Below are 22,382 nucleotides of genomic sequence, written 5' to 3' on the forward strand. Positions count from 1 at the left end.
ACGTGTTTATCCGTAACGGTGGGACGAAAGCAAGGCAACGGGCGCTATAGCTGGTCTGCGTTGCCGGAGCTTCAGCCTCGCCCGACCGGAGGCCAGGCATAGACGATGACCGGCACGAGGCGGCCGGCGATCTTTTCGCTGGAGCCCACGACTTCCTGCCCCCCGAGCCGCTCATAGAAGCCGACGCCAACTGCGTTGGCTGCGAGCACGCGCACCACGAGACCGTCGAGATGCATGTCGGCGAGGGCTGCCCGCGCCTCCTCGAACAGTCGTCGTCCCAGGCCGACGCCATGCATGTCGGGATGAAGATAGAGCTCGTAGATCTCCCCCCGGAAGGGCAGGGCGCGCATGCGGCTCGGACCCAGCGTGGCGTAGCCGGCAACCCGTCCTTCCACCTTGACGACCAGCACGGCGACATTGCGGGCGATGGCCTTGGCCCACCAGCGCGGTCCGCGGCGTTCGATCATCCGTTCGAGTTCGACGCCGTCCAGAAGCCCTCGGTAGGCATAGCGCCAGGCGGCGTCGTGGACCGCCGCGATCTCCGCGGCATCCTCCAAGGCGGCGCGCTGGACGTCGATCGAAAGGGTGCTCATGAAGGGAGCTTAACCCGGTCCCCCCGAGAGCGGAAGTCAAAAACGGTGGATCTCGAAAAAGCCGCCAGCCATCTGGAGAATTTCCGGTCAGAACCAGTTGACCGGAAACCCTCTATCTCTTGTTTCAACCAAGTCCTGAAGCAGAACCGCGAGGCGCTGTTGCTGGATCTGCTCCGGTGACCAAGGATCGCCTAGAACCAATTGCCGATGCGGTCCAGGATACTCTTGTCCTTCTCCACCGTCGCCGGCGCCACGGCCACGGCCGGGCAGGGCGGGGTTCCGGCGGGAGCTACGACGCCCGGCGGGGCGCAGGCGGGTTGCGGGGCGATCGCTGGCGCTGCTCCGCCTGCGAGCGCCGGTTGCCCAGGCTGCCGCGGGATGGGTGGTGCAATGACCGCGACCGGCGCGACCGGGGCCGCCAAGGCGGGCTTCGCCGGGGCGGGCACGACAGGTGACGGGAGGGCAGGCGGCGGCACCGCGGCCACGGACATGGCCGGTGCGACGGCAGGCGGAGGCGTCTCGGTCTTGTCGCCGCCGGTCACGAAGGAGAACAAGCGCGAGATGGCGCCGGCACGCTCCTGCTCGATGGGTTCGGCCAAGGCGACGGCGTGGATCTGCGGCCCACGCGGATCGGCGATGGGAACCGGCGCGCCGGTGGCCGGCACGATCACCGGGCCGACCCTGATGCCGGCATCCGGGTTGGGCTCGGCACCGAACAGGCGGGCGAGGGCGCCAGGATTGCGCTCGGCCTCGATGCGGGCGGCCTCGGCCTCGGCCAGCGCCCTTTCGGCGTCGGCCTTGCGCTTCTCGGCGGCGAGTGCCAGCTGGATGCGCTTGTCTTCCTCGGCCTTGCGGTCTTCCTCGAGCTTGGCGAACAGCACCTCGGCTTCGGCATAGTCGGCCTTGGCTCGGGTCTGAAGCGAGGCGACGAGTTCCTTCGGCTGGCCAAGATCGGCGGGGCAGGCGGCGGCGGTATCGAGCGGTACGGTCGGGTTGGCATTGAAGACGTACTTGCGGCCGCAGACGTCCACCTTCGGCTCCATGCGGGTCAACTCGAAGGTGTCGTAGCCCTCCTTCAGCATTTTCCAGAAGGGCATGTTGGCGTCGTTCCAGTGCTTGGCCATGTTCTTGCCGTCGAGACGGAACGGAAAGGCCTGCAGCTGGAAGCTCTTCTGGCCGCCGCGGAATGCCTCGCGGGCCAGGGCGTAGATTTCCTGGATCTGCGGGTCCGTCATGGCATAGCAGCCGCGCGACGAGCAGGAGCCATGCACCATCAGCGCCGAGCCGGTGCGGCCGTTGGCCCGGTCATAGGCATTGGGGAAGCCGGTGTTGAAGGCGAGATACCAATCCGACTTGGGGTTCATCAGGCCGGGCGAGATGGAATAGAAGCCCTCCGGCGCCTGCCTGTCGCCTTCCTTGACCTTCGGCCCGAGATTGCCGGACCAGCGACAGATGTCATAGCTCTTCAGCAGCGCGTAGCGGCCGCTGGCGTTCATCTTCCAGACTTCAAACTTGTTCTCTTCCTTGAAGATGCGCATCAGCACCGGCGAGGAAGGCTTCATGTCGAGCTTCTTCATCTGCTCGAGCGTCTTCGCCGGGATCGGTCGCTGCTCCTTGGGCCCGTAGCCATAGCCGATCTCGTCGGCCTGGCAGGCGGCAAGCAGCGCGGCAACGCCAAGGGCGCCGGCAAGCCGCGCAAGGCGGCCGGCGGTGGAAATGCCTGAGGAGGGCTGGAACGGGCGGAACGAGGTCATGCTCTCCGTTTCACTCATGTCACTCATGGGCGCCGCGGCACCGTTTGGGCGCTGGCGGGAGCCGGCCGACCGCCCCCCGGCGCCGGACAGCATATCATGAAGCAATCCTCGGCTGTCAGGGTTACCGAAGTATTACCGTGGCATCGAGGAGCAGACGATGCGCCGGAAGGCCGGCGCATCCATCAGCCGAAGCTGTCGAACTTCTCCTTTCCTACGGAAACGTGAGAAATTCATGGCAAAACGACCGAGATTCGAGCGGCGCTCGATGTCAGGCCTTGAGTTCGCGGCCGATCGCCAGGAACTTGCGGCGGCGGTCGGCACGGATATCGTCGCGGCTCTTGCCGTCGAAGGTGGCGAATGCCGCCTCGATGACGCCGCCAACCGCCTCGATCACCTGATCGGGCGAACGATGGGCGCCGCCCACCGGCTCTTCGATGATGCCGTCGATGATGCCGAAGCGGACGAGATCCTGGGCGGTGATGCGCATGTTCATCGCCGCGTCCTGCGCCTTGGCCGAATCCTTCCACAGGATGGAGGCGGCGCCTTCGGGCGAGATCACCGAGTAGATCGAGTGCTCCAGCATGAAGACGCGATTGGCGGTGGCGATGGCGATGGCGCCGCCGGAGCCACCCTCGCCGATCACCACCGACACGATCGGCACGCCTAATCGGAGGCAGGCCTGCGTCGAGCGGGCGATGGCTTCGGCCTGGCCACGTTCCTCGGCGCCGATGCCGGGGTAGGCGCCGGCCGTGTCGACCAATGAAATCAGCGGCAGGTTGAAGCGGTCGGCCATCTCCATGATGCGGATGGCCTTGCGGTACCCTTCGGGGCGCGCCATGCCGAAGTTGTGCCGGATACGCGTCTGGGTGTCGTGGCCCTTCTCTTGGCCGATGACCGCCACCGGACGACCGCGGAAGCTGCCGAGGCCGGCCAGGATGGCGGCATCCTCGCCGAAGTTCCGGTCACCGGACAGCGGCGTCCAGTCGGAGATCAGCTTTTCGATATAGTGGACGGCATGCGGCCGATCCGGATGACGGGCGACCTGCGCCTTCTGCCAGGGCGTGAGGCGGGTGTAGATGTCGGCCAGCGCCTGGGCGGCGCTCGTCTCGAGCTTGGCGATGTCATCGTCGATGGGAAGGGCGTTGCCGCTGTCGGCCAGGGCTTTCAGTTCCTGAACCTTGCCTTCCAGGTCGGCGATGGGTTTCTCAAAGTCGAGATAGCTTCTCATCCGGCTCTCTTCATGGTGCCCCGGCCGCCGTCTTAATCCCCAGGGACAACCAAAGGTGCGGCGACCGCGCACACTTGGCTTTCGATCGCCGCCTTGTCAACGCCAATCGCCGTAAATGCCGGCAATTCTGTGACGATCTCCGTGCCAATACCAAGGCGGCTACCGCTCGGACAGTGGATGATGATCGGCGACGAGCGCGGCGAGCCGATGCTCAAGGACATGGGTGTAGATCTCGGTCGTGCCGATATCGGCATGGCCGAGCAACTCCTGGACGATGCGCAGATCGGCGCCATTCTGCAACAGATGGCTGGCGAAGGCATGGCGCAGAACATGCGGCGACACCTTGTCGGGCGACAGTCCCTGCCGGGCGGCGGCGTCCTTCAGGTCCCGGGCGAAGCTCTGGCGCGTGACGTGGCCGGTCTCGGAACTGGCCGGGAACAGGAAGGGGCTGCCGGCGTGCCGGCCACTGGCCTTCAGAAGGCGGCGATAGCTGATGACGGCGGCGCGGGCGGCCTCGCCGATCGGAACCAGCCGGTCCTTTGATCCCTTGCCGCGCACGGTCATGGCGGCGGCGCCTTCGCGGATGGCGCCGGCCGGCAGGCCTACCAGTTCGGAAACCCTGAGGCCCGACGCATAGAGCGTCTCCAGCATGGCCCAGAAGCGGGCGCGGCGCAGCGCTTCGGCCTGATCCTCGATCGGTTCGGCCGCCGCGGCGGCTGTCGCATCCATAAGCCGTCCAACCTCATCGACGGTGAGCACCTTGGGCAACGGACGGCGGGTGCGCGGGCGATCAACCCGAGCGGTGGGGTCGTCGGCGCGGCGCCCCTCTGCATAGAGGAACTTGTGCAACTGCCGGACGGCGGAGAGGCGGCGAGCCTGGGTGGCGGCGGCGTAACCCTCGGCAGCGAGGCCGGCGACGAAATCCTCCACATCCTCCGTTGCGGCATCGAGAAGGCTGCGGCCGCGGCTGGCAAGAAAGCCGAGATAGAGATCGAGGTCGGCGCGATAGGCGATGAGCGTATTGTCGGACGCCGCATCCTCGATGCTGGCCGCTTCAAGGTAGGTTTCAACCAGGGTGGCGTCGCCGACGGTCATGGCGTGCTGTCCGGCGGGGCGGCCGCAGCGCCCCCGTCCGGACCGGCCGGCTCGGGCGTGAGAGAGGCTGGCGGTGGCGACAGCGGCCGGGCACCCTTGAGCACGGAGGGGTCGATGGGCACGGTGAAAGTGCGCGGCTCCGGCGTGACCAGATAGGCCAGTGCCAGCACTGCGGCGGTGGCAATGGCGGCCAGAACGAGGAGAAAGCCGAGGAAGCGTGTGATGGTCGGCATGGTTCCGCTCGGGGCCGGGTCCTGCAAGGTCGCTCGGCCATGCTAACAGCTTGACAGACGCGCCTCCCCAACCCATGAGACTTCTCATGACCGACGTCAAGACCAGCCGCAGCCGCGACCACGACGCCGCCAATCGGCGCGCCAGCGCCCATGCCCGCATCGTCGAGCTGCTCGGCGGTCGTTCCGTCGTGCTGGTGGGCATGATGGGAGCCGGCAAGACGTCGGTGGGCAAGCGCCTGGCCGGCCGCCTCGGCCTGACCTTCATCGACGCCGACACGGCGATCGAGGAGGCGGCCAAGAAGACGGTCTCCGAGATTTTTGCCGAGCACGGCGAGGACTATTTCCGTCAGGGAGAGCGGCGTGTGATCGCCCGCCTGCTGCGCGAGCCGGGCCAGATCATCGCTACCGGCGGTGGCGCCTTCATGAACCCGGAGACGCGGGCGGCGATCCGTGGCGCCGGCATATCGATCTGGCTCAGGGCCGACTGGGAACTGCTCTACGAAAGGGTGCGCCGCCGGCCGACGCGGCCCCTCTTGCAGACGGCCGATCCCGTAGGCACCCTGAAGGCACTCGTCGAGGCGCGCTATCCTGTTTATGCCGAGGCAGACCTTACCGTCCAGTCGGTCGACGTGCCACACGAGGCGATGGTCGACGCGGTGGTTTCCGCCCTGGAAGCTTGGCTTGTCGAAGACGCGGAACGAGGACAAAAGGCGCCTTGACGGCGCCGGGGCCGGAAACGGCGGGGGGAGACATGACGGTTGAAGGCGACATGGACGGCATCGTCAAGGTGCCGGTAGCGCTCGGCGAGCGGTCCTACGACATCCTGATCGGCGAGGGTCTTGCTGCCGACGCCGGCCGCTGGTTCCGCGCCGTTCTGCCGAAGGCGCGCGCCTGCATCATCACCGATTCCAACGTCTCCGGCCGGCATCTGGTCGCCTTCGAGAAATCGCTGCGGCGCGCCGGCGTCACGGCCAGCGCCGTGGTCATCCCGGCTGGCGAGGCGTCGAAGTGCTTTGACGTGTTCGAGCAGGTGGTCGACCAGGTGGTCGGCGGCCGCTACGAGCGCGGCGACGCGGTGGTGGCGCTGGGCGGCGGCGTGGTCGGCGATCTCGCCGGCTTCGTGGCCGGCGTGGTTCGGCGCGGCATGCGCTTCGTCCAGGTGCCGACGACCCTCCTCTCGCAGGTGGATTCGTCGGTGGGCGGCAAGACCGGCATCAACAGCCGCCACGGCAAGAATCTCGTCGGCGTGTTCCATCAGCCCGATCTGGTGCTGGCCGATACCAAGGTGCTCGACACCCTGCCCGAGCGGGAGTTCCGCGCCGGCTATGCCGAGGTGGTCAAATACGGCCTGATCGACAATGCCGACTTCTTCGCCTCGCTGGAGAAGACCTGGCGCGACGTGTTCGCCGGCGGGCCTGCCCGCACCGAGGCGATCGCCGTTTCCTGCCGCTCCAAGGCGGCGATCGTCGCACGTGACGAGCGCGAGACCGGCGACCGGGCACTGCTCAACCTCGGCCACACTTTCGGTCACGCCATCGAGACGGCGGCCGGCTACAGCGGCGCCGTGGTGCATGGCGAGGCGGTGTCGCTCGGCATGGTGCTCGCCCATGACTTCTCGGTGCGCCTCAACCAGATGTCGCCCGATGACGCCAACCGCATCCGCAGCCATCTTGCCGAGGTCGGCCTGCCGACGCGGCTGTCCGAGATTCCCGGCGGTGCACCGTCGGTCTCGACCTTCATGGAGCTGATCGGCCAGGACAAGAAGGTGCAGAATGGCGCGCTGACATTCATCCTGAGCCGCGGCATCGGCGAAGCCTTCATTGCCAAGGATGTGCCGGCCGAGGCGGTGCGCGCCTTCCTCACCGACAAGCTCAGCGAAGGGCAGGCCTGATGGACGGACAGGGCGGGGCGCTGGCCGATCTTGCGTTCGCCGGCCTGCCGGTCGCCCTGTTCGTCGTCATCACCGTCATCCTGTCGGCGGCCGGGTCGGCTCTCCTCGCCTCCAACCGTACCAAGCTGCATCACATGGAGCGGCTGGGCGACCGCCGCATCAAGCGCCTCGTCGAGCTGACTGCCGAGCGGGCGCGGGCGGTATCGGCCATCCGTCTGGCGCGACAGGTGTCGACGGTGGCGCTCACCATCTTTGCGACGCGGGCGGTGCTGGCCTTCGAGACCGATCCCATGCGCCTCGCCGTCTGGGCGATCGGCGGCATCGTCCTTGCCATCCTGCTCGACGCCGTGCCACGCGTCGTGGTGTCGCTCCGGCCGGAACGATCGGCCCTGGTTCTGTTGCCGGCCATCGAGGCGTCAGCGCGCCTGCTCGAACCGCTGATCACCGGCATCGAGACGGCGGTGATCGCACCCTTGCGGCTGGTCAGCAAGACGCCGCGCGAGGCGGCATGGACGGCCCACGAGGAGATCCGCGAGGCGGTCGACCTCTTGCATCGCGAGGGCGGCGTGGTCAAGGACGACCGCGACATGGTCGGCGGCGTGCTCGATCTCAGCGAGCTGCCGCTCTCCGATATCATGGTGCATCGCACCAAGATGCGCACCTTCGACGTGGACATGCCGGTCGGCGACCTCCTGAAGGCGCTGATCGCCAGCCCGTTCACGCGCCATCCGCTCTGGCGCGACGAGCCGGACAACATTGTCGGCGTGCTGCATTCCAAGGAGTTGATGCGCGCCATCGACCGGGCCGGCGGCGATCCCGACAAGGTCTGTGTCGAGACACTGATGACGCCGCCCTGGTTCGTGCCCGACACGACGCTGGCAGCCGAGCAGCTCAAGGCCTTCCTGAAGCGCAAGGTCCATCTGGCGCTGGTGGTCGACGAGTATGGCGAAGTGCAGGGGCTCGTCACCCTTGAGGACATCCTCGAGGAGATCGTCGGCGACATCACCGACGAGCAGGACGTGGTGGTGCAGGGCGTGCGCCCCTATCCCGACGGCTCCGCCTCGGTGGACGGAGCGGTGCCGATCCGCGACCTCAACCGCATGATGGACTGGCGCCTGCCCGACGACGAGGCGACCACCATCGCCGGCCTGGTCATTCACGAGGCGAGGATGATCCCCGACCCCGGGCAGTCGTTCACCTTCCACGGCTTCCGCTTTCGGGTGCTCAGACGACAGAGGAACCGCATCACGGCGTTGAAGGTGGGACCGGTCGACGACGTCTTCCGGTCGGAATGAGCTGCCACGGCATCCGCAGTCCTGACCCGCGCCGAGCGCATGGACCGGATGCGAGCCATGGCTGCTTGCGGAAGCCCTTGAAATCACTCCCCCGGGGCGCGGGCTGAGACGGAAAGCGCATGCAGACCGCTGTCGAACTCCGCCTTCAGGGCGCCCATCACCAGGCGCTGCCGGGCAAGGCGGCTCTTGCCCTCGAAGATGGCCGATACCACCTCTACGGCGTAATGGGTCTCGCCGCCCTCGCGCCAGCCGCCATGGCCGCGGTGGCGCTCGCTGTCATCGATCACGCTGAGGTGGGATGGAGACAGTTCGGCGAGGAGCGCCGCCTCGATGCGGCTTTTTCGGGTGGAAGCGGGCGGGGTCAGCGAAGCCATCGGGCGTCCTCGTCGTTTTGTCGCAGGCGAAGCAATCTGGCATCTGGCGACCAGGAATGTCGATTGTCAACGCCTTGCCGGCGCGCTTGCGAGTGCCCATAATCGGCGGACCATGGATTCCTACTCCAAGCTCTTCGAGAAAATCCGGATCAAGCCGGACAAGGAAAGCGTCGCTCGCGACCAGTTCCCACGTTGCGAGTGGGCCGGCTGCGAGAACGCCGGCGCCCATCGCGCCCCGAAGGGCCGGGGCCGCGAGGGGCAGTATCACCACTACTGCCTTGAGCACGTTCAGCTCTACAACAAGTCCTACAACTATTTCTCGGGCATGGGCGACGACGACGTCATCGCCTTCCAGAAGGACGCCCTCACCGGCCATCGCCCCACCTGGACGGTGTCCGTCAACCGCTGGGGGCAGACCGATCCCAACGCCGGCAATCGCCGCCGGCCGGCCGAACCGACCTACAACGATCCCTTCGGCGTGTTTCACGGCTCGCGGGCGGGCGGCATGCGCTCGGAGCCGGAGGAGCCGCGCCGGCGTGTGTCGCCGATGACGCAACGCGCTTTTGAAACGTTGCACCTTGAGGTCGGCGCGTCCAAGGACGAGATCAAGGCGCAGTACAAGATCATGGTCAAACGCCACCATCCAGACGCCAACGGCGGCGACCGGTCGTCAGAGGAACGGTTGCGGGAGATCATACAAGCCTATAATTACTTGAAGACCGCCGGATTCTGTTGACCGGCCGCATTTTCCCGATTCGACGGAGCGACTTTCTCCCTCCGCTTGGTCGCTCCAGGAGGTCTTATGACTCAGCAGACGTATGACGCGCCGCTGCCCGATACCCGGGTCTCGGTTCGCGAGGTGTTCGGTATCGACACCGACATCGATGTGCCCGCCTATTCCAAGGCAGATGAACACGTTCCCGATCTCGATCCGGACTATCTGTTCGACCGTGCGACCACGCTGGCCATTCTGGCCGGTTTTTCGCACAATCGCCGCGTGATGGTGTCTGGCTACCACGGCACCGGCAAGTCGACGCACATCGAACAGGTGGCCGCCCGCCTAAATTGGCCGCTGGTGCGCGTCAACCTCGACAGCCACATCAGCCGCATCGACCTCGTCGGCAAGGACGCCATCGTGCTGCGCGACGGCAAGCAGATCACCGAGTTCCGCGACGGCATCCTGCCGTGGGCGCTGCAGAACAACGTGGCGCTGGTGTTCGACGAGTATGACGCCGGCCGTCCCGACGTGATGTTCGTCATCCAGCGCGTTCTCGAAGTGGCCGGCAAGCTGACGCTGCTCGATCAGAACCGGGTCATCCGCCCGCACCCGGCTTTCCGCCTGTTCGCGACGGCCAACACCATCGGCCTCGGCGACACGTCCGGCCTCTATCACGGCACGCAGCAGATCAACCAGGGCCAGATGGACCGCTGGTCGATCGTCACCACGCTCAACTATCTGCCGCATGACCACGAGGTCGGCATCATCGCCGCCAAGGCCAAGTCGTTTACCGGTCCGGAAGGCCGCGACACGCTGTCGAAGATGGTGCGCGTTGCCGACATGACGCGCTCGGCCTTCATCAACGGCGACATTTCGACGGTGATGAGCCCGCGCACCGTGCTCACCTGGGCCGAGAATGCCTCGATTTTTGGCGACGTCGGCTTTGCGTTCCGTCTCACCTTCCTCAACAAGTGCGACGAGACCGAGCGGGTGCAGGTGGCCGAGTTCTATCAGCGCTGCTTCGGCAAGGAACTGCCGGAAAGCGCGGCCAACATGGTGCTCACCTGAGGGATCATGGCCAGCAAGCGGAGCTATAGTGGCAGTTGCCAGTGCGGCAACATCACGTTCTCGGCCGAGCTTGTGCTCGGCGAACTGGTGGCTTGCAACTGCTCCCGCTGCCGCCGGGTCGGCCATCTCCTCGCCTATCTGCCGGAAAGCGATTTTCAAGTGACGATCGGTGAGGCCGGCATGTCCGAGTATCGTTTCAACACCGGACGGATCGCCCATCGCTTCTGTCCGGTGTGCGGCATTCAGCCCTATGCCGCCGGCACCGCGCCGGACGGCACGCCTTCCATCGCCGTCAATGCCCGCTGTCTCGATGGGGTCGACCTCGACGCCCTGCCGATCAAGCGGTGCGACGGGGCCTCCTATTAAGGAACGGAGCATCGTGTCCTCCTCCAACCAGGCCAAAGGCAAGGAAATCGCCATCGAGCCGCTCAAGAAGGCGGTGACGACGGCGATGCGGGCGATTTCCGGCGACGGTGAGCTGGAAGTCATGTTCGCCGCCGACCGGCCGTCGCTCAACGGCCACAAGGCGCGCGTGCCCGACCCGCCGCGCCGGCCAACGGCGTTCGATGTGGCGGTGACGCGTGGCGCCGGCGATGCGCTGGCCCTGCGTCTTGCCTGCCATAACGAGACGGTGCACCGCACCTTCGTGCCGGAGGGGCCGCGCGCCAAGGCCGTGTTCGATGCCATGGAGCAGGCTCGCTGCGAGGCGCTCGGCGCGCGGGCCATGCCGGGCGTTGCCGGCAATCTTGCGGCCATGCTCGAGGAACGCTATCTCCGCGCCAATCTCCAGCATTTCGAGAACCGCGAGGACGCGCCGTTGTCCGAGGCGGTGGCGCTGATGGTGCGCGAGAAGCTGACCGGCGCGCCGCCGCCGAAAAGCGCCCAGGCGCTGATGGAAGCCTGGCGGGACTTCATCGAGGAACGGGCCGGCGCCGACCTTGCCGGTCTGGCCGATGCCATGTCCAGCCAGCAGGCTTTCGCCCGGGCAACGCGCAATCTCCTCGTCAATCTCGAGATGGGCGACGAGCTCGGCGGCGACCCCGAGCAGGATGAGAACCAGGACGGCGAACAGCAGGAGGCCGAGGACAGCGAGGCGTCGGCCGAGCCGGCCGACGACGCCGAGGCCGACCAGACGGCCGCCCGCGAGCGCGAGGTGCCTGGCGAGGACGAGGAGTCTTCGGAGGGCGACGCCGAATCGGAGATGTCGGACGATCCCGGCGACTTCGACGAGGAAGACGATTCTCGCGATCCCGGCGAGGCCAAGCGGCCCGAGCTGCCCTTCACCAATCAGCCGCCGGTCAGCGACTACAAGGTGTTCACCACCAAGTTCGACGAGGTGACGCGGCCGGAGGACGTCTGCGACGGCGCCGAACTCGACCGGCTGCGCGGCCTTCTCGACAAGCAGCTCGCCAATCTCGCCGGCGTGGTGGCACGGCTCGCCAACCGCCTGCAGCGCCGCCTGATGGCGCAGCAGAACCGGGCCTGGGACTTCGACATCGAGGAAGGCATTCTCGACACGGCGCGCATCACCCGCGTGGTCACCGACCCGCTGGCGCCGCTCGCCTTCAAGATGGAGCGCGACACCGATTTCCGCGACACGGTGGTGACGCTCTTGATCGACAACTCCGGCTCGATGCGCGGCCGGCCGATCACCGTGGCCGCCGCCTGCGCCGACATTCTCGCCCGCACGCTGGAGCGCTGCGGCGTCAAGGTGGAGATCCTCGGCTTCACCACCAAGGCCTGGAAGGGCGGGCAGGCGCGCGAGGCTTGGCTTGCCGCCGGCAAGCCCGCCGGCCCCGGCCGTCTCAACGATCTGCGCCACATCGTCTACAAGCCAGCCGATGCGCCATGGCGGCGGGCGCGGCGCAACCTTGGCCTGATGATGCGCGAGGGCCTCCTCAAGGAGAACATCGACGGCGAGGCTCTCGACTGGGCGCACCAGCGCCTGCTCGCCCGCTCGGAGAACCGTCGCATCCTGATGATGATTTCCGACGGCGCGCCGGTCGACGATTCGACGCTGTCGGTCAATCCCGGCAACTATCTCGAACGTCATCTGCGCTACGTCATCGAGGAGATCGAGGAACGCTCGCCGGTGGAGCTGATCGCCATCGGCATCGGCCATGACGTGACGCGCTTCTACAAACGCGCCGTGACCATCGTCGACGTCGAGGAACTGGCGGGCGCCATGACCGACCAACTGGCGGCGCTGTTTGAGGAACAGCCGAACCAGAAGGCGATCCGGGCCGGCGCCAAGCCGAGGCCCCGACGCATCTCCACCCTGGGGCTTACATGAGGGGCGGGCGGTCATTTTTCTCCGCCTTGCTCGCTCTCGCCGCGGCGGCAACCGAGGTCTCCGCCGCCGATATCGCCACCCGCATCACGGCGAGGCCGCTGTCCGGCTTCGCTGTGACCGAGCCGCTCAGGGCCCGCTTCGGCCGTCTCGATTACATCGGCGGTTTCGAGGTCCGGGCCGACCGACGGGAAGTGGGTGGTCTCTCCGGTCTGGCGATCGCCGACGGTGGCCGGCGCTTCCTGGCGCTCAGCGACGATGGCCTTATGGTTCGGGCTGGGATCGAACGTGACCCGCGCGGTCGGCCGGTTGGCCTGTCCGCCGCCTCGATCCGGCGGCTGCAAACCCCGAAAGGACCGCTGTCGCGCGACAAGGCGCTGTCCGACACCGAGTCGCTTGACGTCTTTGCCGGTGACGGCGGCAGACCGTTCGGCGTCATCTCCTTCGAGGGGCAACCGGCGGTGATGGTCGGGCCGATGGGAGCCGACGGTTTCGTGGGCCCACTGACGGCTATCGATCTGCCGAAGGAGCTTCGCCGCCTCCAGACGAACCGTGGCCTCGAATCGGTGGCGGCGCTGCCGGCCGGCAACGGCCTCGGAGGGCGCTTCATCGTCCTAGCCGAGGCGGCCGAACGGGGCGCCAAGACCGGCAATCCGCCGGGCTGGGTGATCGGCGGCAAGACGCCCTTTGCCTTTCGCGTCCGCCGCGTCAACGGTTACGACCTGACCGATGCCAAGGTCGGGCCGGACGGTCGCCTCTACGTTCTCGAGCGAAGCTTCTCGTTCCTGGGCGGTGTCCGCTGTCGCATCCGCGTTTTCTCTCTCTCCGATATCCGGCCCGGCGCCGTGATCGATGGCGACGTGCTGCTTGAGGCGAGCATGTCGGAGGAGATCGACAACATGGAGGGACTGGCGATCTGGAAGACCCCGGGGGGTGAAACCCGGATATCCCTGATCTCCGACGACAATCGCGCCTTCCTGCAGCGGACGCTCTACCTCGAGTTCCGCCTCAGGGCGCCATGAGCGACCGGCGCCTTCCCCCCGCCCTCGCCACCGCCGTGGCCGAGCGTATCCGCCCCGAGCGGCTCGAAGCGGCGGCAACCCGCCTGTCGGCCGGCTATCGCGCCAACCTTTCGTCCCGCCAAGCGGTGCCCGACGCCGCCGGCGTCGCCGCCTATGCCGCGAGCCGCATGCCCGCCACCTACGCGGCGGTCACGGCGGTCTTCGATCGGCTTGCGGCCGCCCGGCCGGATTTCGCCCCGAAGACGGTCCTCGATCTTGGTGCCGGACCGGGCACGGCGAGCTGGGCGGCTGCGGCACTGTGGCCGTCGGTCGCCTCGGTGACCATGGTGGAGGCCAGCGCCGATTTCCGCGCGCTTGCTGCCGATCTCGCGCGTTCGGGGCTTCCGGCGCTCCAGACGGCCGACATTCGTCAAGCGAACATCGCTCAGCCGTACAGCCTGCCGGCTGGACCCTTCGATCTTACCGTTGTAGCCTATGCGCTGACGGAACTCGACCTTTCGGCCGCCGAACGGCTGGTGGCGGATCTGGTGGGCCGGGCCGGTCGGGTGGTGATCGTCGAGCCGGGCACGCCGCGCGATCATGGCCGGCTGATGGCGGTGCGGCAGGCCACGCTCGCCGCCGGCGCCCGTATCCTCGCGCCCTGTCCACATGCCGGACTCTGCCCGCTGCCGCCGGACGATTGGTGCCATACATCCGTTCGCGTCGAGCGGAGTCGCGCCCATATGCGCCTCAAGGGGGGCACGGTGCCCTTCGAGGACGAGCGCTATGCTTATCTCGTGCTGGAGTCCGGCGCTGGTTCCTTTGCCGAAGACGACAACGGCGGCCGCATCCTGCGCCCGCCGCGTCTTTCCAAGCATGAGATCGTCTTCAGCCTGTGCCGCGCCGATGGAACGCTTGGCGAGGCGAAGGTCGCCAGCCGCGACAGGTCCGCCTTCAAGGCGGCCGGCAAGCTCGGCTGGGGCGATTTTCTTTCCGACGATCAGAGCTGAAAGGTCAGCTCCTGACGGTTTGGTAGGGCTTCACCCAGTTCATCAGGCTGGCGTAAGGCAGGAGCGAGGCGACAGCCACCAGCATCTTCACCGCGAAGTCGCCGAGTGCCCAGGTGGTCCAGGGCAGGCCCGAGCCGGCGAAGGCGACGGAGAAGAAGATGGCGGTGTCCAACGCCGAGCCGACCGACGAGGAAACCAGCGGCGCCCGCCACCAGGAGCCGGCTCGCAGCCGGTTGAACAGGGTGACGTCGAGGAGCTGGGCGCAGAGGAAGGCGGTGCCCGAGGCGAGCGCGATGCGCGGTTCCGACAGCCAGATCGACAGCAGGACGGCAATGGCGAAGCCGACATAGACGACGCGACGGGTCTTCTGAGGCCCGAACCAGCGGTTGGTGAGGTCGGTCACCAGGAAGGCGAAGGGATAGGTGAAGGCGCCCCAGGTGAGGAGATCGCCAAGGCCTAAGGGGGTGAAGGGATATTGGACGAGGATATTGGATGCGACGACGGTAGCGACCATCGCCAGCACCGAAGGGGTGAGGCGTCTATCGAACATTCCAGAAGGTCTCCGGCAGAACAGACCAGGCTTTTGGAGCTATGAAACGAGATCGCACCGCGAGGTCGCGATTTCGCATGGATGTGTACCATCTCGGGCACACATAAATAAAGCCGCGACGCCGTTTCCGGCATCGCGGCTGAACTCTTTAGATCCTTAGCCTCGCAAGGCTCAGGCGGCAGCGACCTCGGCGGCCTTCTTGGCGATCTGCTTCTTGATCAGCCGGGCGCGCGGGGACAGCTCGTCATCGCCAGCCTTGGCGAGATAGGCATCGAGGCCGCCGCGATGCTCGACCGAACGCAGGGCGTTGGCGGAGATGCGCAGGCGCACCGACTGGCCGAGCGTGTCCGACAGGAGCGTCACAGCCAGGAGGTTCGGCAGGAAGCGCCGCTTGGTCTTGTTGTTGGCGTGGCTGACGTTATTACCCGTCAGAACGGCCTTGCCGGTAAGTTCGCAGCGCCGGGCCATCGGGATACCCTCTTTTTCTGTTTGGCGCGGGATCGAGGCCTTGCGGCCGCTCCTCGCGACGAAATAAGCCAAGGCGCCGCTTGCGTCATGCCGACGGCGCCGTTTCAAGTCGCGTTCCTATAGTCGGTCGGCATTGGCCCCGTCAACCCCGGAAGCGAGCGGAAGCCGGCAAAAATGCCCCCCGACAGTGTGGAAGGGCAACCTGAGGGCTGGCCGGATTTCGCGGCGCGGGAACATCGAGGCTTTCGCGGCGTTAACCATCCGGTTACCATGACAGTTGATCATTCGACCGACGGCGATCGGCCGACCGGCTGCCGGTCTTCCGCCGGCAGGGTGCGTCGCCCGCCGGATGATCTTCCAGACGTCGTTCCGGTCGCCTTTTGGTGGCCGAGGGGTGAGGACGGTTTGCCGTCCGCAAACGGAGGTTCCGTGGTGGTTCGTGTCGACACTCTCCCGCGTCGTTTGAAGGGCGCCATGGCTGCGGCGGCCTTCGTCGCCACGCTATCCGCCGTGCCGCCGTCCGGCGCGGCCGCGGCACGCGAGGGCGAAGTACAGGCCCTTTACTCCGCCTCCTTCATGGGGATCGGTATCGCCAAGGGATCGCTGTCGATCAGGGTGGAGCGCGGCGCCTATGCCGCGAAGCTGCATATCTCGACCGCCGGCCTCGCCCGCATCGTCAGCTCGGAGGAGAGCTATATCAACGCCAAGGGCTATGTCGGCAGCTCGCTGGTGCCATCCACCTATGAACTGATGAGCCGGGGCGACACGGTGACGCAGGTGTCGATGTCGCTCGGCGGCGGCAATGTCCGCAGCCTCAAGGCCATTCCCGAACTCATCGAGCGGGAGGACAGGGTGCCGGTGACTTCGGCCGCAAAGCGCCGCGTGGTCGACCCGCTGTCGGCGGCGATCCTGCCGATCGTCCGCGACGACAAGGACGTCTGCGACCGTACGCTGCCGGTGTTCGACGGCTGGACGCGCTACGACATCAAGCTCAGCTACAGCGGCACCGAGGCTGTCAACATTCCCGGCTACAAGGGCGACGCCGTCCATTGCTCGGCGCGCTGGGTGCCGGTCGCCGGTCATCGCGAGGGCACCAAGTCGACCGAGTACATGCGCGACAACCGCGACCTTGACGTCTGGTTCGTGCCGATGGCCGAGGGGCGGGTCATGGTGCCGAGCAGGATCTCGGTGAAGACCATGCGCGGTCTGCTGCTGGTGGTCGCCACTCAGTTCGGTGAGAATGCCAAGCTCGGCAAGGTGGAACAGGCGTCGAATTGACGCCGCTTCGGGTTTATACCTGCGGTCGCAAAGGGCATCGTCAAGGGTGACGATGAGGTCGAGCCGACTGCCTAGAAAACGCCCATTTCGTGCAGTATGCCCCGCTGCAACTTTTTGGAGTGCCCGTCAATCGCCGACGGATGCTTTGGAGGTGTTGCGGTTGGAGGAATGCATGCGCCTGCTTTTGTCTTTAGCGTTGGCACTCGCCGTGTCCGGGTGTGTCACGCAGAATGAACTCGCCCTGTCGAGAAACGTCTACAAGCTCGATATCGACGCACGTGGCTCCTTTGCCATGGAGGATGCGGCGCAATCGACGCAAAGGCGGGCGGCCGAACTCACCCTATCCAAGGGCTACACCCACTACATCATCGCCGATGCCAACTCGGAACGGGGGAGCGAGGTCGTCGGCATGACGCCCTGGATGAGCCGGACGACCTCGGACGTGCGTGGCTCGACGACCTATCGCAACACATACCATTACGGCGGCGGGCCGATCGTCGAGGAGACATCGCGCACCACGCTGATCGTCGTGATGTTCACCCCCATGGATGCCCCGCCGGACGCTTTGGATGCCCGGCAGGTCCTGGCTTATTCCCGATAACGTTTCGAGCGGATGCGACCGGTGCTGCGGTGACGCGCACCGGCCGCTATTCGGCCGGCGTGATGCCCCGAAGGGCGCCGAGCGGCGATCCAAAAGCCGCTGCGCCCGGCTTTTGCGTTCGACCAGTGGCGTCTGAACGCTTGTTCCAGCTTCCGTCCAATCCGAACAGGCCAACACTGTCGGTGGCAATCGCCGCAGCGCACCCTATATCTGTGCCAACACGGGACAGAAGCGTTAACGCTTCGGTGACCGGTGCAAGCGATAAGGACAGTGCCGGATCGACATCTTGTGTGGCCGGACGCGGCCTTAGGAACATCTGGGTGGAGCAAAACGAGAACATCGGCGTGTCAGCGATTCGCCCCGTCTTCGTTCCCGCTCCGTTGAATTGGTTAACGCGAGGGTCGCTCTACTTCCTCGGTTCAGTATAATTGGTTAACCATGATTTCCGTTTGGAGTCTTGATGCCGATCTTGTCTTGACATCGATTCCGGGCGCGAATCGAACGACTCGCTCTCCAGAGTCTACGGATTCAACATACCGCAGCGAAGACTCCTCTTCCCTCCATATCTTGTGGTGAACGAATGCAGAATCTCTTGAAAGTTGCGATTCGCCCCGCATCCGTTCTCGTTTGATTCCTTTCGGCGGTTGGTCGCCTTGCTTCCGCCGGTTTTCTCTGGCCTCTCAGCCGGGCTTTCGTATAGGGAAGTTCACGGCCTCATCGCGCAACCGAACGGGACCCTATGAACATCGTCCGAGCGGCTCCCCTGTCCTCGCCCGCCCGTGCCAGGGCAGTGACGGCGGTGCTGGGGCCGACCAACACCGGCAAGACCCACCTCGCCATCGAGAAGATGCTGAGCCACGGCTCGGGCGCCATTGGCCTGCCGTTGCGCCTCCTGGCGCGCGAGGTCTATGGGCGGATCGTCGCCCGTGTCGGGGCGGGCGCGGTGGCACTGGTCACCGGCGAGGAAAAGATCGTGCCGCGCGACGCTCGCTATTGGGTGGCGACGGTGGAGGCGATGCCGCGGGATCTCGATGTCGCCTTCGTGGCGATCGACGAGGTGCAGCTTGCCGGCGACATTGAGCGCGGCCACGTGTTCACCGATCGCCTGCTTAATGTACGCGGCCGACAGGAGACCATGCTGCTGGGATCGGCAACGGCGCGGCCGCTGATCGAGCGCCTCTTGCCGGGTGTCGCCGTCACTTCGCGTCCGCGCCTCAGCCATCTCGCCTATACCGGCGCCAAGAAAATCACCCGCCTGCCGCCCCGGTCGGCCATTGTCGCCTTCTCGGCCGACGAGGTCTATGCCGTGGCCGAACTGATCCGCCGCCAGCGCGGTGGGGCGGCGGTGGTGATGGGCGCGCTCTCCCCGCGTACCCGCAACGCGCAGGTGGCCCTGTTTCAGAACGGCGACGTCGACTTCCTGGTGGCGACCGACGCCATCGGCATGGGCCTCAACCTCGACGTCGATCACGTCGCCTTCGCCCAGGCGCGCAAGTTCGACGGCTACCAGTATCGCGGCCTCACAGCCGCCGAGTTGGCCCAGATCGCCGGTCGGGCCGGCCGTTATCTCAACGACGGCACCTTCGGCGTCACCGGCCGGGTGATGCCCTTCGACGACGATATCGTCACCGCCATCGAGGGACATGATTTCGAGCCGGTGCGCGTCTTCCAGTGGCGCAACGGCGAACTCGACTTTTCGTCGGTGGATGCATTGAGGGCGTCGCTCGAAAAGCTTCCGGGCGTCGAGGGGCTAACACGGGCGCTGCCGTCCGATGACCAGCGGGCGCTCGACTTTGCCCTGAGGGCCGAGGATGTGGCAGTAGCCGCGCGCGGACGCGAACGGGTGGCGCTTCTCTGGGATGTCTGCCAGGTTCCCGACTTCCGCAAGATATCGCCGGCCCAGCACGGTGATCTCATCGTCGCACTCTATCGATTCCTCATTGCAAAAGGCGTGATTCCAGACGATTGGTTTGCACGGCAAGTCGGGTTGTCTGACAGGACGGATGGCGATATCGATACGCTGTCGCGGCGTCTGGCGGACATCAGGACCTGGACCTTTGTCGCCAACCGGCCGGACTGGCTGTTCGCGCCAGGGCACTGGCGGGAGAAGACGCGCGCCATCGAGGATCGGCTGTCGGATGCGTTGCATGACCGGTTGACCCAGCGTTTCGTGGATCGCCGGACGTCGGTATTGTTGAAGAGATTGAGAGAGAACACCATGCTCGAAGCTGAAATCACCGGTACCGGCGGCGTGCTCGTCGAAGGGCAGGCGGTCGGGGAGCTGCACGGCTTCCGCTTCGTGCCCGACCCGGGTGTTGGTGGCGATGGATCCGAGGCCAAGGCGCTCAAGGCCGCGGCCCAGCAAGCGCTTACCGGCGAGCTCGACAAGCGCGCCGAGAAGATTTCCAAGGCGCCCAACGAGGAGATCGTGCTGTCCACCGATGGCAGCCTGCGCTGGCTCGGCGAGCCGGTCGGGCGTCTCGTGGCCGGCGACGACACGCTGGCGCCGCGGGTGATGCTGCTCGCCGACGAGCAGCTTGTCGGTGCGGCCCGCGACAAGGCGCAGGACCGGCTCGACCTCTGGGTCGGCGCCCATATCCAGACGCTCCTGAAGCCGCTGTTCGACCTGCGGACCGCTGCCGATCTCGAAGGCATTGCGCGTGGCGTCGCCTTCCGGATGGTCGAGACGCTCGGCACCGTCGAGCGGCACGACATCGCCGACGACGTCAAGGCGCTCGATCAGACCCAGCGCGCCGTGATGCGCAAATACGGCGTCCGCTTCGGCGCCTATCACATTTATGTGCCGGCGCTTCTGAAGCCGGCGCCGGCTGCCCTGGTGGCTCAGCTCTGGGCGCTGAAGCACGGTTCGCTCGACATGCCGGGCCTTGCCGAGCTGCCGCAGCTCTCCGCCTCCGGCCGCACGTCGATCAAGGTCGACCCGGCCTTCGACAAGACGCTCTACCGTCTCGTCGGCTTCCGCGTCGCCGGCGAGCGGGCGGTGCGTCTCGACATCCTCGAGCGCCTCGCCGACATCATCCGGCCGCTGATCGCCTTCAAGTCGGTGGATGGGGCAACGCCGCCCGAGGGCGCGCTGCCCCAGGGTGGCGGCTTCACGGTGACGGTGGCGATGACCTCGCTGCTCGGCTGTTCCGGCGAAGACTTTGCCTCCATCCTGCGCGGCCTCGGCTATCGCTCGGAAAAGCGGACGATCAAGGTGCCGGTGAAGCCGCAGAAGGCCGAGGCCTCGGGCGAAGGTGCGACGGTCGAGGCGGCTCCCGTTGTCGCGGCAACGGAGGAAGGCTCGGGCGAAACGCCGGCAGAGATGCCCGCCGTCGCCGCTGCTCCTGCCGATGAGCCATCGGTTGAAGCCGAGGTGCCGGTGACCCTCAGCGAGGCGCCGGCCGAGAGCGTGGCGTCGGAAGGCGAGGCCGTTGCCACAGATACGCCGGCCGAAGTGACCGAGGCCCTGGAAGATCGGGAGGTCGACGTCTGGCGACCTGGCCGGGGTGACCGGCCGCGGCATGGCGATCACAGGAATGAGCATCGAGGCGATCAGCGCGGCGAGCGTCGTGGCGGCTCGCATCGGGGTGCCTCTCGTCCGAACGAGTCCGGCGAGGCCGCGGCCGATGGACGCGGTCAGCGCCCGCAGGACGATCGCCGCCAGGATCGTCGCCCGCAGGGCGATCGGCGCGAGGAGCGCCGCTTCGGCGACCGCCGCGACGGCCGTCCCAACGACCGCAACGCCGAGCGGACGCCCGAGCGGGCGCCGCGCAAGGAGAAGGTGGCCGATCCCAACTCGCCGTTCGCCGCGCTGGCGGCCCTCAAGGCGTCGCTCGAACAGCAGAAGAAGAAGTAGGAGCGCGGGTGTCCGAAGAGCGGGGTTCCGACCGGCAGCGGATCGATAAGTGGTTGGTCTACGCGCGCGTGGTCAAGACTCGGACGCTCGGCCAGGCGCTGGCCGCGTCCGGTCATGTCCGTCTCAACGGCCGCAAGATCGATGACCCCGCTCAGCCGGTCAAAGCCGGCGACGTTCTCACCATCGGCCTTCATGGCCGGGTGAGGGTGCTGAAGGTGCTCGACTTCGCCGAGCGGCGCGGTTCCTTCTCGGTGGCCTCGGAACTCTATGAGGATCTGACACCGCCGGCCACCCAAGAGGAGGCCGTGCCGGCCGTTGAGGTGGGCGACGGGCGGCCAACCAAGCGCGACCGTCGTCGCTTCGACAAGCTGGACGAGCAGGACTGAACGGCTGATGTTCGCCCTTGAACGGCCGAAGGAACTCCGGTAGGCCAGCATGCGTTCCGCCTGTGGATATCAGGGTAATCGCTCATGACCTATGTCGTCACCGACAACTGCATCGCCTGCAAGTACACCGACTGTGTGGAAGTCTGTCCGGTCGACTGCTTCTACGAAGGCGAGAACATGCTCGTCATCCATCCCGACGAGTGTATCGATTGCGGCGTCTGTGAGCCCGAATGTCCCGCCGAGGCGATCAAGCCGGATACCGAGCCGGGTCTCGACAACTGGCTGAAGCTGAACGCCGAGTATTCGTCCGTCTGGCCCAATCTTGCGGCTCGCCGCGATCCGCTGCCGGAGGCCAAGGATTACGACGGCATGGAAGGCAAGCTCGCCACCCTGTTCTCCCCCAAGCCGGGCAAAGGTGGCTGAGGAAAACGCACCGTCCAGCCTGCGGAATAGGCAATGCAGCCATGTGGCGACGCATTTTTGCGGCGTATGGCGTCATATTGCTTTGTTTTTTGTGGTTTTTGTGCTATAGCTAACGTTGACAGTCGACGAATTCTTCCGGTCGCCAGCGGGGCCCTGCACGGGGTCTTTTTTATGACCTTCATGAAGGCGCGTGCTTTTGTGTCGGTCTTGGCATGTGTGCAGAAAGTACGCTGCGGTTGGAAGCGAAACCCCAGATCGACTGAAAACAAC

22 protein-coding genes are annotated in these 22,382 nt (G+C 66.3%); 14 read left to right on the plus strand and 8 right to left on the minus strand.

The genetic code is table 11. The features are described 5' to 3' along the window. Positions 1-71 precede the first annotated feature (71 nt). From CXZ10_RS16970 to CXZ10_RS21870, 5 genes are all read right to left on the minus strand, one after another. Positions 72-593, minus strand: a complete 522-nt coding sequence (locus CXZ10_RS16970) for a GNAT family N-acetyltransferase (protein WP_101290539.1) — start codon at positions 591-593, stop codon at positions 72-74. Between the two features lie 191 nt (positions 594-784). Further along, a complete protein-coding gene (locus CXZ10_RS16975; RefSeq protein WP_180336046.1) occupies positions 785-2,374 on the minus strand; it encodes a L,D-transpeptidase family protein in 1,590 nt (529 codons plus the stop codon). A 241-nt stretch (positions 2,375-2,615) separates the two neighbouring features. After that, positions 2,616-3,575 carry an acetyl-CoA carboxylase carboxyltransferase subunit alpha gene (locus CXZ10_RS16980; protein WP_101290541.1) on the minus strand — a complete coding sequence of 320 codons (960 nt, stop codon included), beginning with the start codon at positions 3,573-3,575 and terminating at the stop codon, positions 2,616-2,618. Positions 3,576-3,734: 159 nt separating this feature from the next. After that, a complete protein-coding gene (locus tag CXZ10_RS16985) occupies positions 3,735-4,670 on the minus strand; it encodes a site-specific tyrosine recombinase XerD (protein WP_101290542.1) in 936 nt (311 codons plus the stop codon). After that, the gene (locus tag CXZ10_RS21870) at positions 4,667-4,903 is read right to left on the minus strand and encodes a hypothetical protein (RefSeq protein ID WP_180336047.1); all 237 of its coding nucleotides are present in this window, start codon (positions 4,901-4,903) and stop codon (positions 4,667-4,669) included. The genes CXZ10_RS16985 and CXZ10_RS21870 overlap by 4 nt, the downstream gene beginning before the upstream one ends. An 86-nt stretch (positions 4,904-4,989) precedes the next feature. Between CXZ10_RS21870 and CXZ10_RS16995 the strand changes: the two genes are divergently transcribed. From CXZ10_RS16995 to CXZ10_RS17005, 3 genes are read left to right on the plus strand one after another with little or no spacing between them, the layout of a single operon-like run. Continuing rightward, positions 4,990-5,622, plus strand: coding sequence for a shikimate kinase (locus tag CXZ10_RS16995; RefSeq protein WP_101290543.1), 633 nt, complete (start codon positions 4,990-4,992; stop codon positions 5,620-5,622). 32 nt (positions 5,623-5,654) lie between these two features. Continuing rightward, positions 5,655-6,794, plus strand: a complete 1,140-nt coding sequence (aroB, locus tag CXZ10_RS17000; RefSeq protein ID WP_244617125.1) for a 3-dehydroquinate synthase — start codon at positions 5,655-5,657, stop codon at positions 6,792-6,794. Beyond that, positions 6,794-8,089 (plus strand): HlyC/CorC family transporter, encoded by a 1,296-nt coding sequence (locus tag CXZ10_RS17005; protein WP_101290544.1) that lies wholly within the window; start codon positions 6,794-6,796, stop codon positions 8,087-8,089. Before aroB ends, CXZ10_RS17005 begins: the two co-directional genes overlap by 1 nt. Positions 8,090-8,172: 83 nt before the next feature. Here CXZ10_RS17005 and CXZ10_RS17010 read toward each other — a convergent pair whose 3' ends face one another. Continuing rightward, the gene (locus CXZ10_RS17010) at positions 8,173-8,463 is read right to left on the minus strand and encodes a BolA family protein (RefSeq protein ID WP_101290545.1); all 291 of its coding nucleotides are present in this window, start codon (positions 8,461-8,463) and stop codon (positions 8,173-8,175) included. 112 nt (positions 8,464-8,575) lie between these two features. On the opposite strand from CXZ10_RS17010, the gene CXZ10_RS17015 reads away from it, so the two are divergent. The 6 genes from CXZ10_RS17015 (at position 8,576) to CXZ10_RS17040 (ending at position 14,550) form a co-directional block, all read left to right on the plus strand. Then, a complete protein-coding gene (locus CXZ10_RS17015; RefSeq protein ID WP_101290546.1) occupies positions 8,576-9,199 on the plus strand; it encodes a J domain-containing protein in 624 nt (207 codons plus the stop codon). A gap of 66 nt (positions 9,200-9,265) precedes the next feature. Further along, positions 9,266-10,249, plus strand: coding sequence for a cobaltochelatase subunit CobS (gene cobS, locus CXZ10_RS17020; protein ID WP_101290547.1), 984 nt, complete (start codon positions 9,266-9,268; stop codon positions 10,247-10,249). A 6-nt stretch (positions 10,250-10,255) separates the two neighbouring features. Further along, on the plus strand, positions 10,256-10,615 hold the full coding sequence (locus CXZ10_RS17025; RefSeq protein WP_101290548.1) for a GFA family protein: 360 nt from the start codon (positions 10,256-10,258) through the stop codon (positions 10,613-10,615). Next, on the plus strand, positions 10,560-12,542 hold the full coding sequence (gene cobT, locus CXZ10_RS17030) for a cobaltochelatase subunit CobT (RefSeq protein WP_101290549.1): 1,983 nt from the start codon (positions 10,560-10,562) through the stop codon (positions 12,540-12,542). The genes CXZ10_RS17025 and cobT overlap by 56 nt, the downstream gene beginning before the upstream one ends. A 26-nt stretch (positions 12,543-12,568) precedes the next feature. Then, positions 12,569-13,561, plus strand: a complete 993-nt coding sequence (locus CXZ10_RS17035) for an esterase-like activity of phytase family protein (protein ID WP_180336048.1) — start codon at positions 12,569-12,571, stop codon at positions 13,559-13,561. Continuing rightward, the gene (locus tag CXZ10_RS17040) at positions 13,558-14,550 is read left to right on the plus strand and encodes a small ribosomal subunit Rsm22 family protein (RefSeq protein ID WP_101290551.1); all 993 of its coding nucleotides are present in this window, start codon (positions 13,558-13,560) and stop codon (positions 14,548-14,550) included. Before CXZ10_RS17035 ends, CXZ10_RS17040 begins: the two co-directional genes overlap by 4 nt. Before the next feature lie 4 nt (positions 14,551-14,554). On the opposite strand, the gene CXZ10_RS17045 is transcribed toward CXZ10_RS17040, so the two are convergent. Further along, positions 14,555-15,100, minus strand: coding sequence for a queuosine precursor transporter (locus tag CXZ10_RS17045; protein WP_101290552.1), 546 nt, complete (start codon positions 15,098-15,100; stop codon positions 14,555-14,557). A gap of 171 nt (positions 15,101-15,271) precedes the next feature. Then, positions 15,272-15,568 (minus strand): 50S ribosomal protein L28, encoded by a 297-nt coding sequence (rpmB, locus tag CXZ10_RS17050; RefSeq protein WP_101290553.1) that lies wholly within the window; start codon positions 15,566-15,568, stop codon positions 15,272-15,274. 474 nt (positions 15,569-16,042) lie between these two features. Between rpmB and CXZ10_RS17055 the strand changes: the two genes are divergently transcribed. From CXZ10_RS17055 to fdxA, 5 genes are all read left to right on the plus strand, one after another. Then, complete coding sequence (locus tag CXZ10_RS17055; RefSeq protein WP_180336049.1) at positions 16,043-16,846, plus strand: DUF3108 domain-containing protein; 804 nt, start codon at positions 16,043-16,045, stop codon at positions 16,844-16,846. A 172-nt stretch (positions 16,847-17,018) separates the two neighbouring features. Then, positions 17,019-17,447 (plus strand): hypothetical protein, encoded by a 429-nt coding sequence (locus tag CXZ10_RS17060; protein WP_143741552.1) that lies wholly within the window; start codon positions 17,019-17,021, stop codon positions 17,445-17,447. Between the two features lie 739 nt (positions 17,448-18,186). Beyond that, positions 18,187-21,303 (plus strand): helicase-related protein, encoded by a 3,117-nt coding sequence (locus CXZ10_RS17065; RefSeq protein ID WP_210199951.1) that lies wholly within the window; start codon positions 18,187-18,189, stop codon positions 21,301-21,303. Positions 21,304-21,311: 8 nt separating this feature from the next. Beyond that, positions 21,312-21,689 (plus strand): RNA-binding S4 domain-containing protein, encoded by a 378-nt coding sequence (locus CXZ10_RS17070; protein ID WP_101290556.1) that lies wholly within the window; start codon positions 21,312-21,314, stop codon positions 21,687-21,689. Between the two features lie 84 nt (positions 21,690-21,773). Continuing rightward, a complete protein-coding gene (gene fdxA, locus CXZ10_RS17075) occupies positions 21,774-22,112 on the plus strand; it encodes a ferredoxin FdxA (protein WP_101290557.1) in 339 nt (112 codons plus the stop codon). The last annotated feature ends 270 nt before the right edge of the window (positions 22,113-22,382 follow it).

It is taken from the genome of Pleomorphomonas diazotrophica (genome assembly GCF_002844595.1).
Taxonomy (GTDB): domain Bacteria; phylum Pseudomonadota; class Alphaproteobacteria; order Rhizobiales; family Pleomorphomonadaceae; genus Pleomorphomonas; species Pleomorphomonas diazotrophica.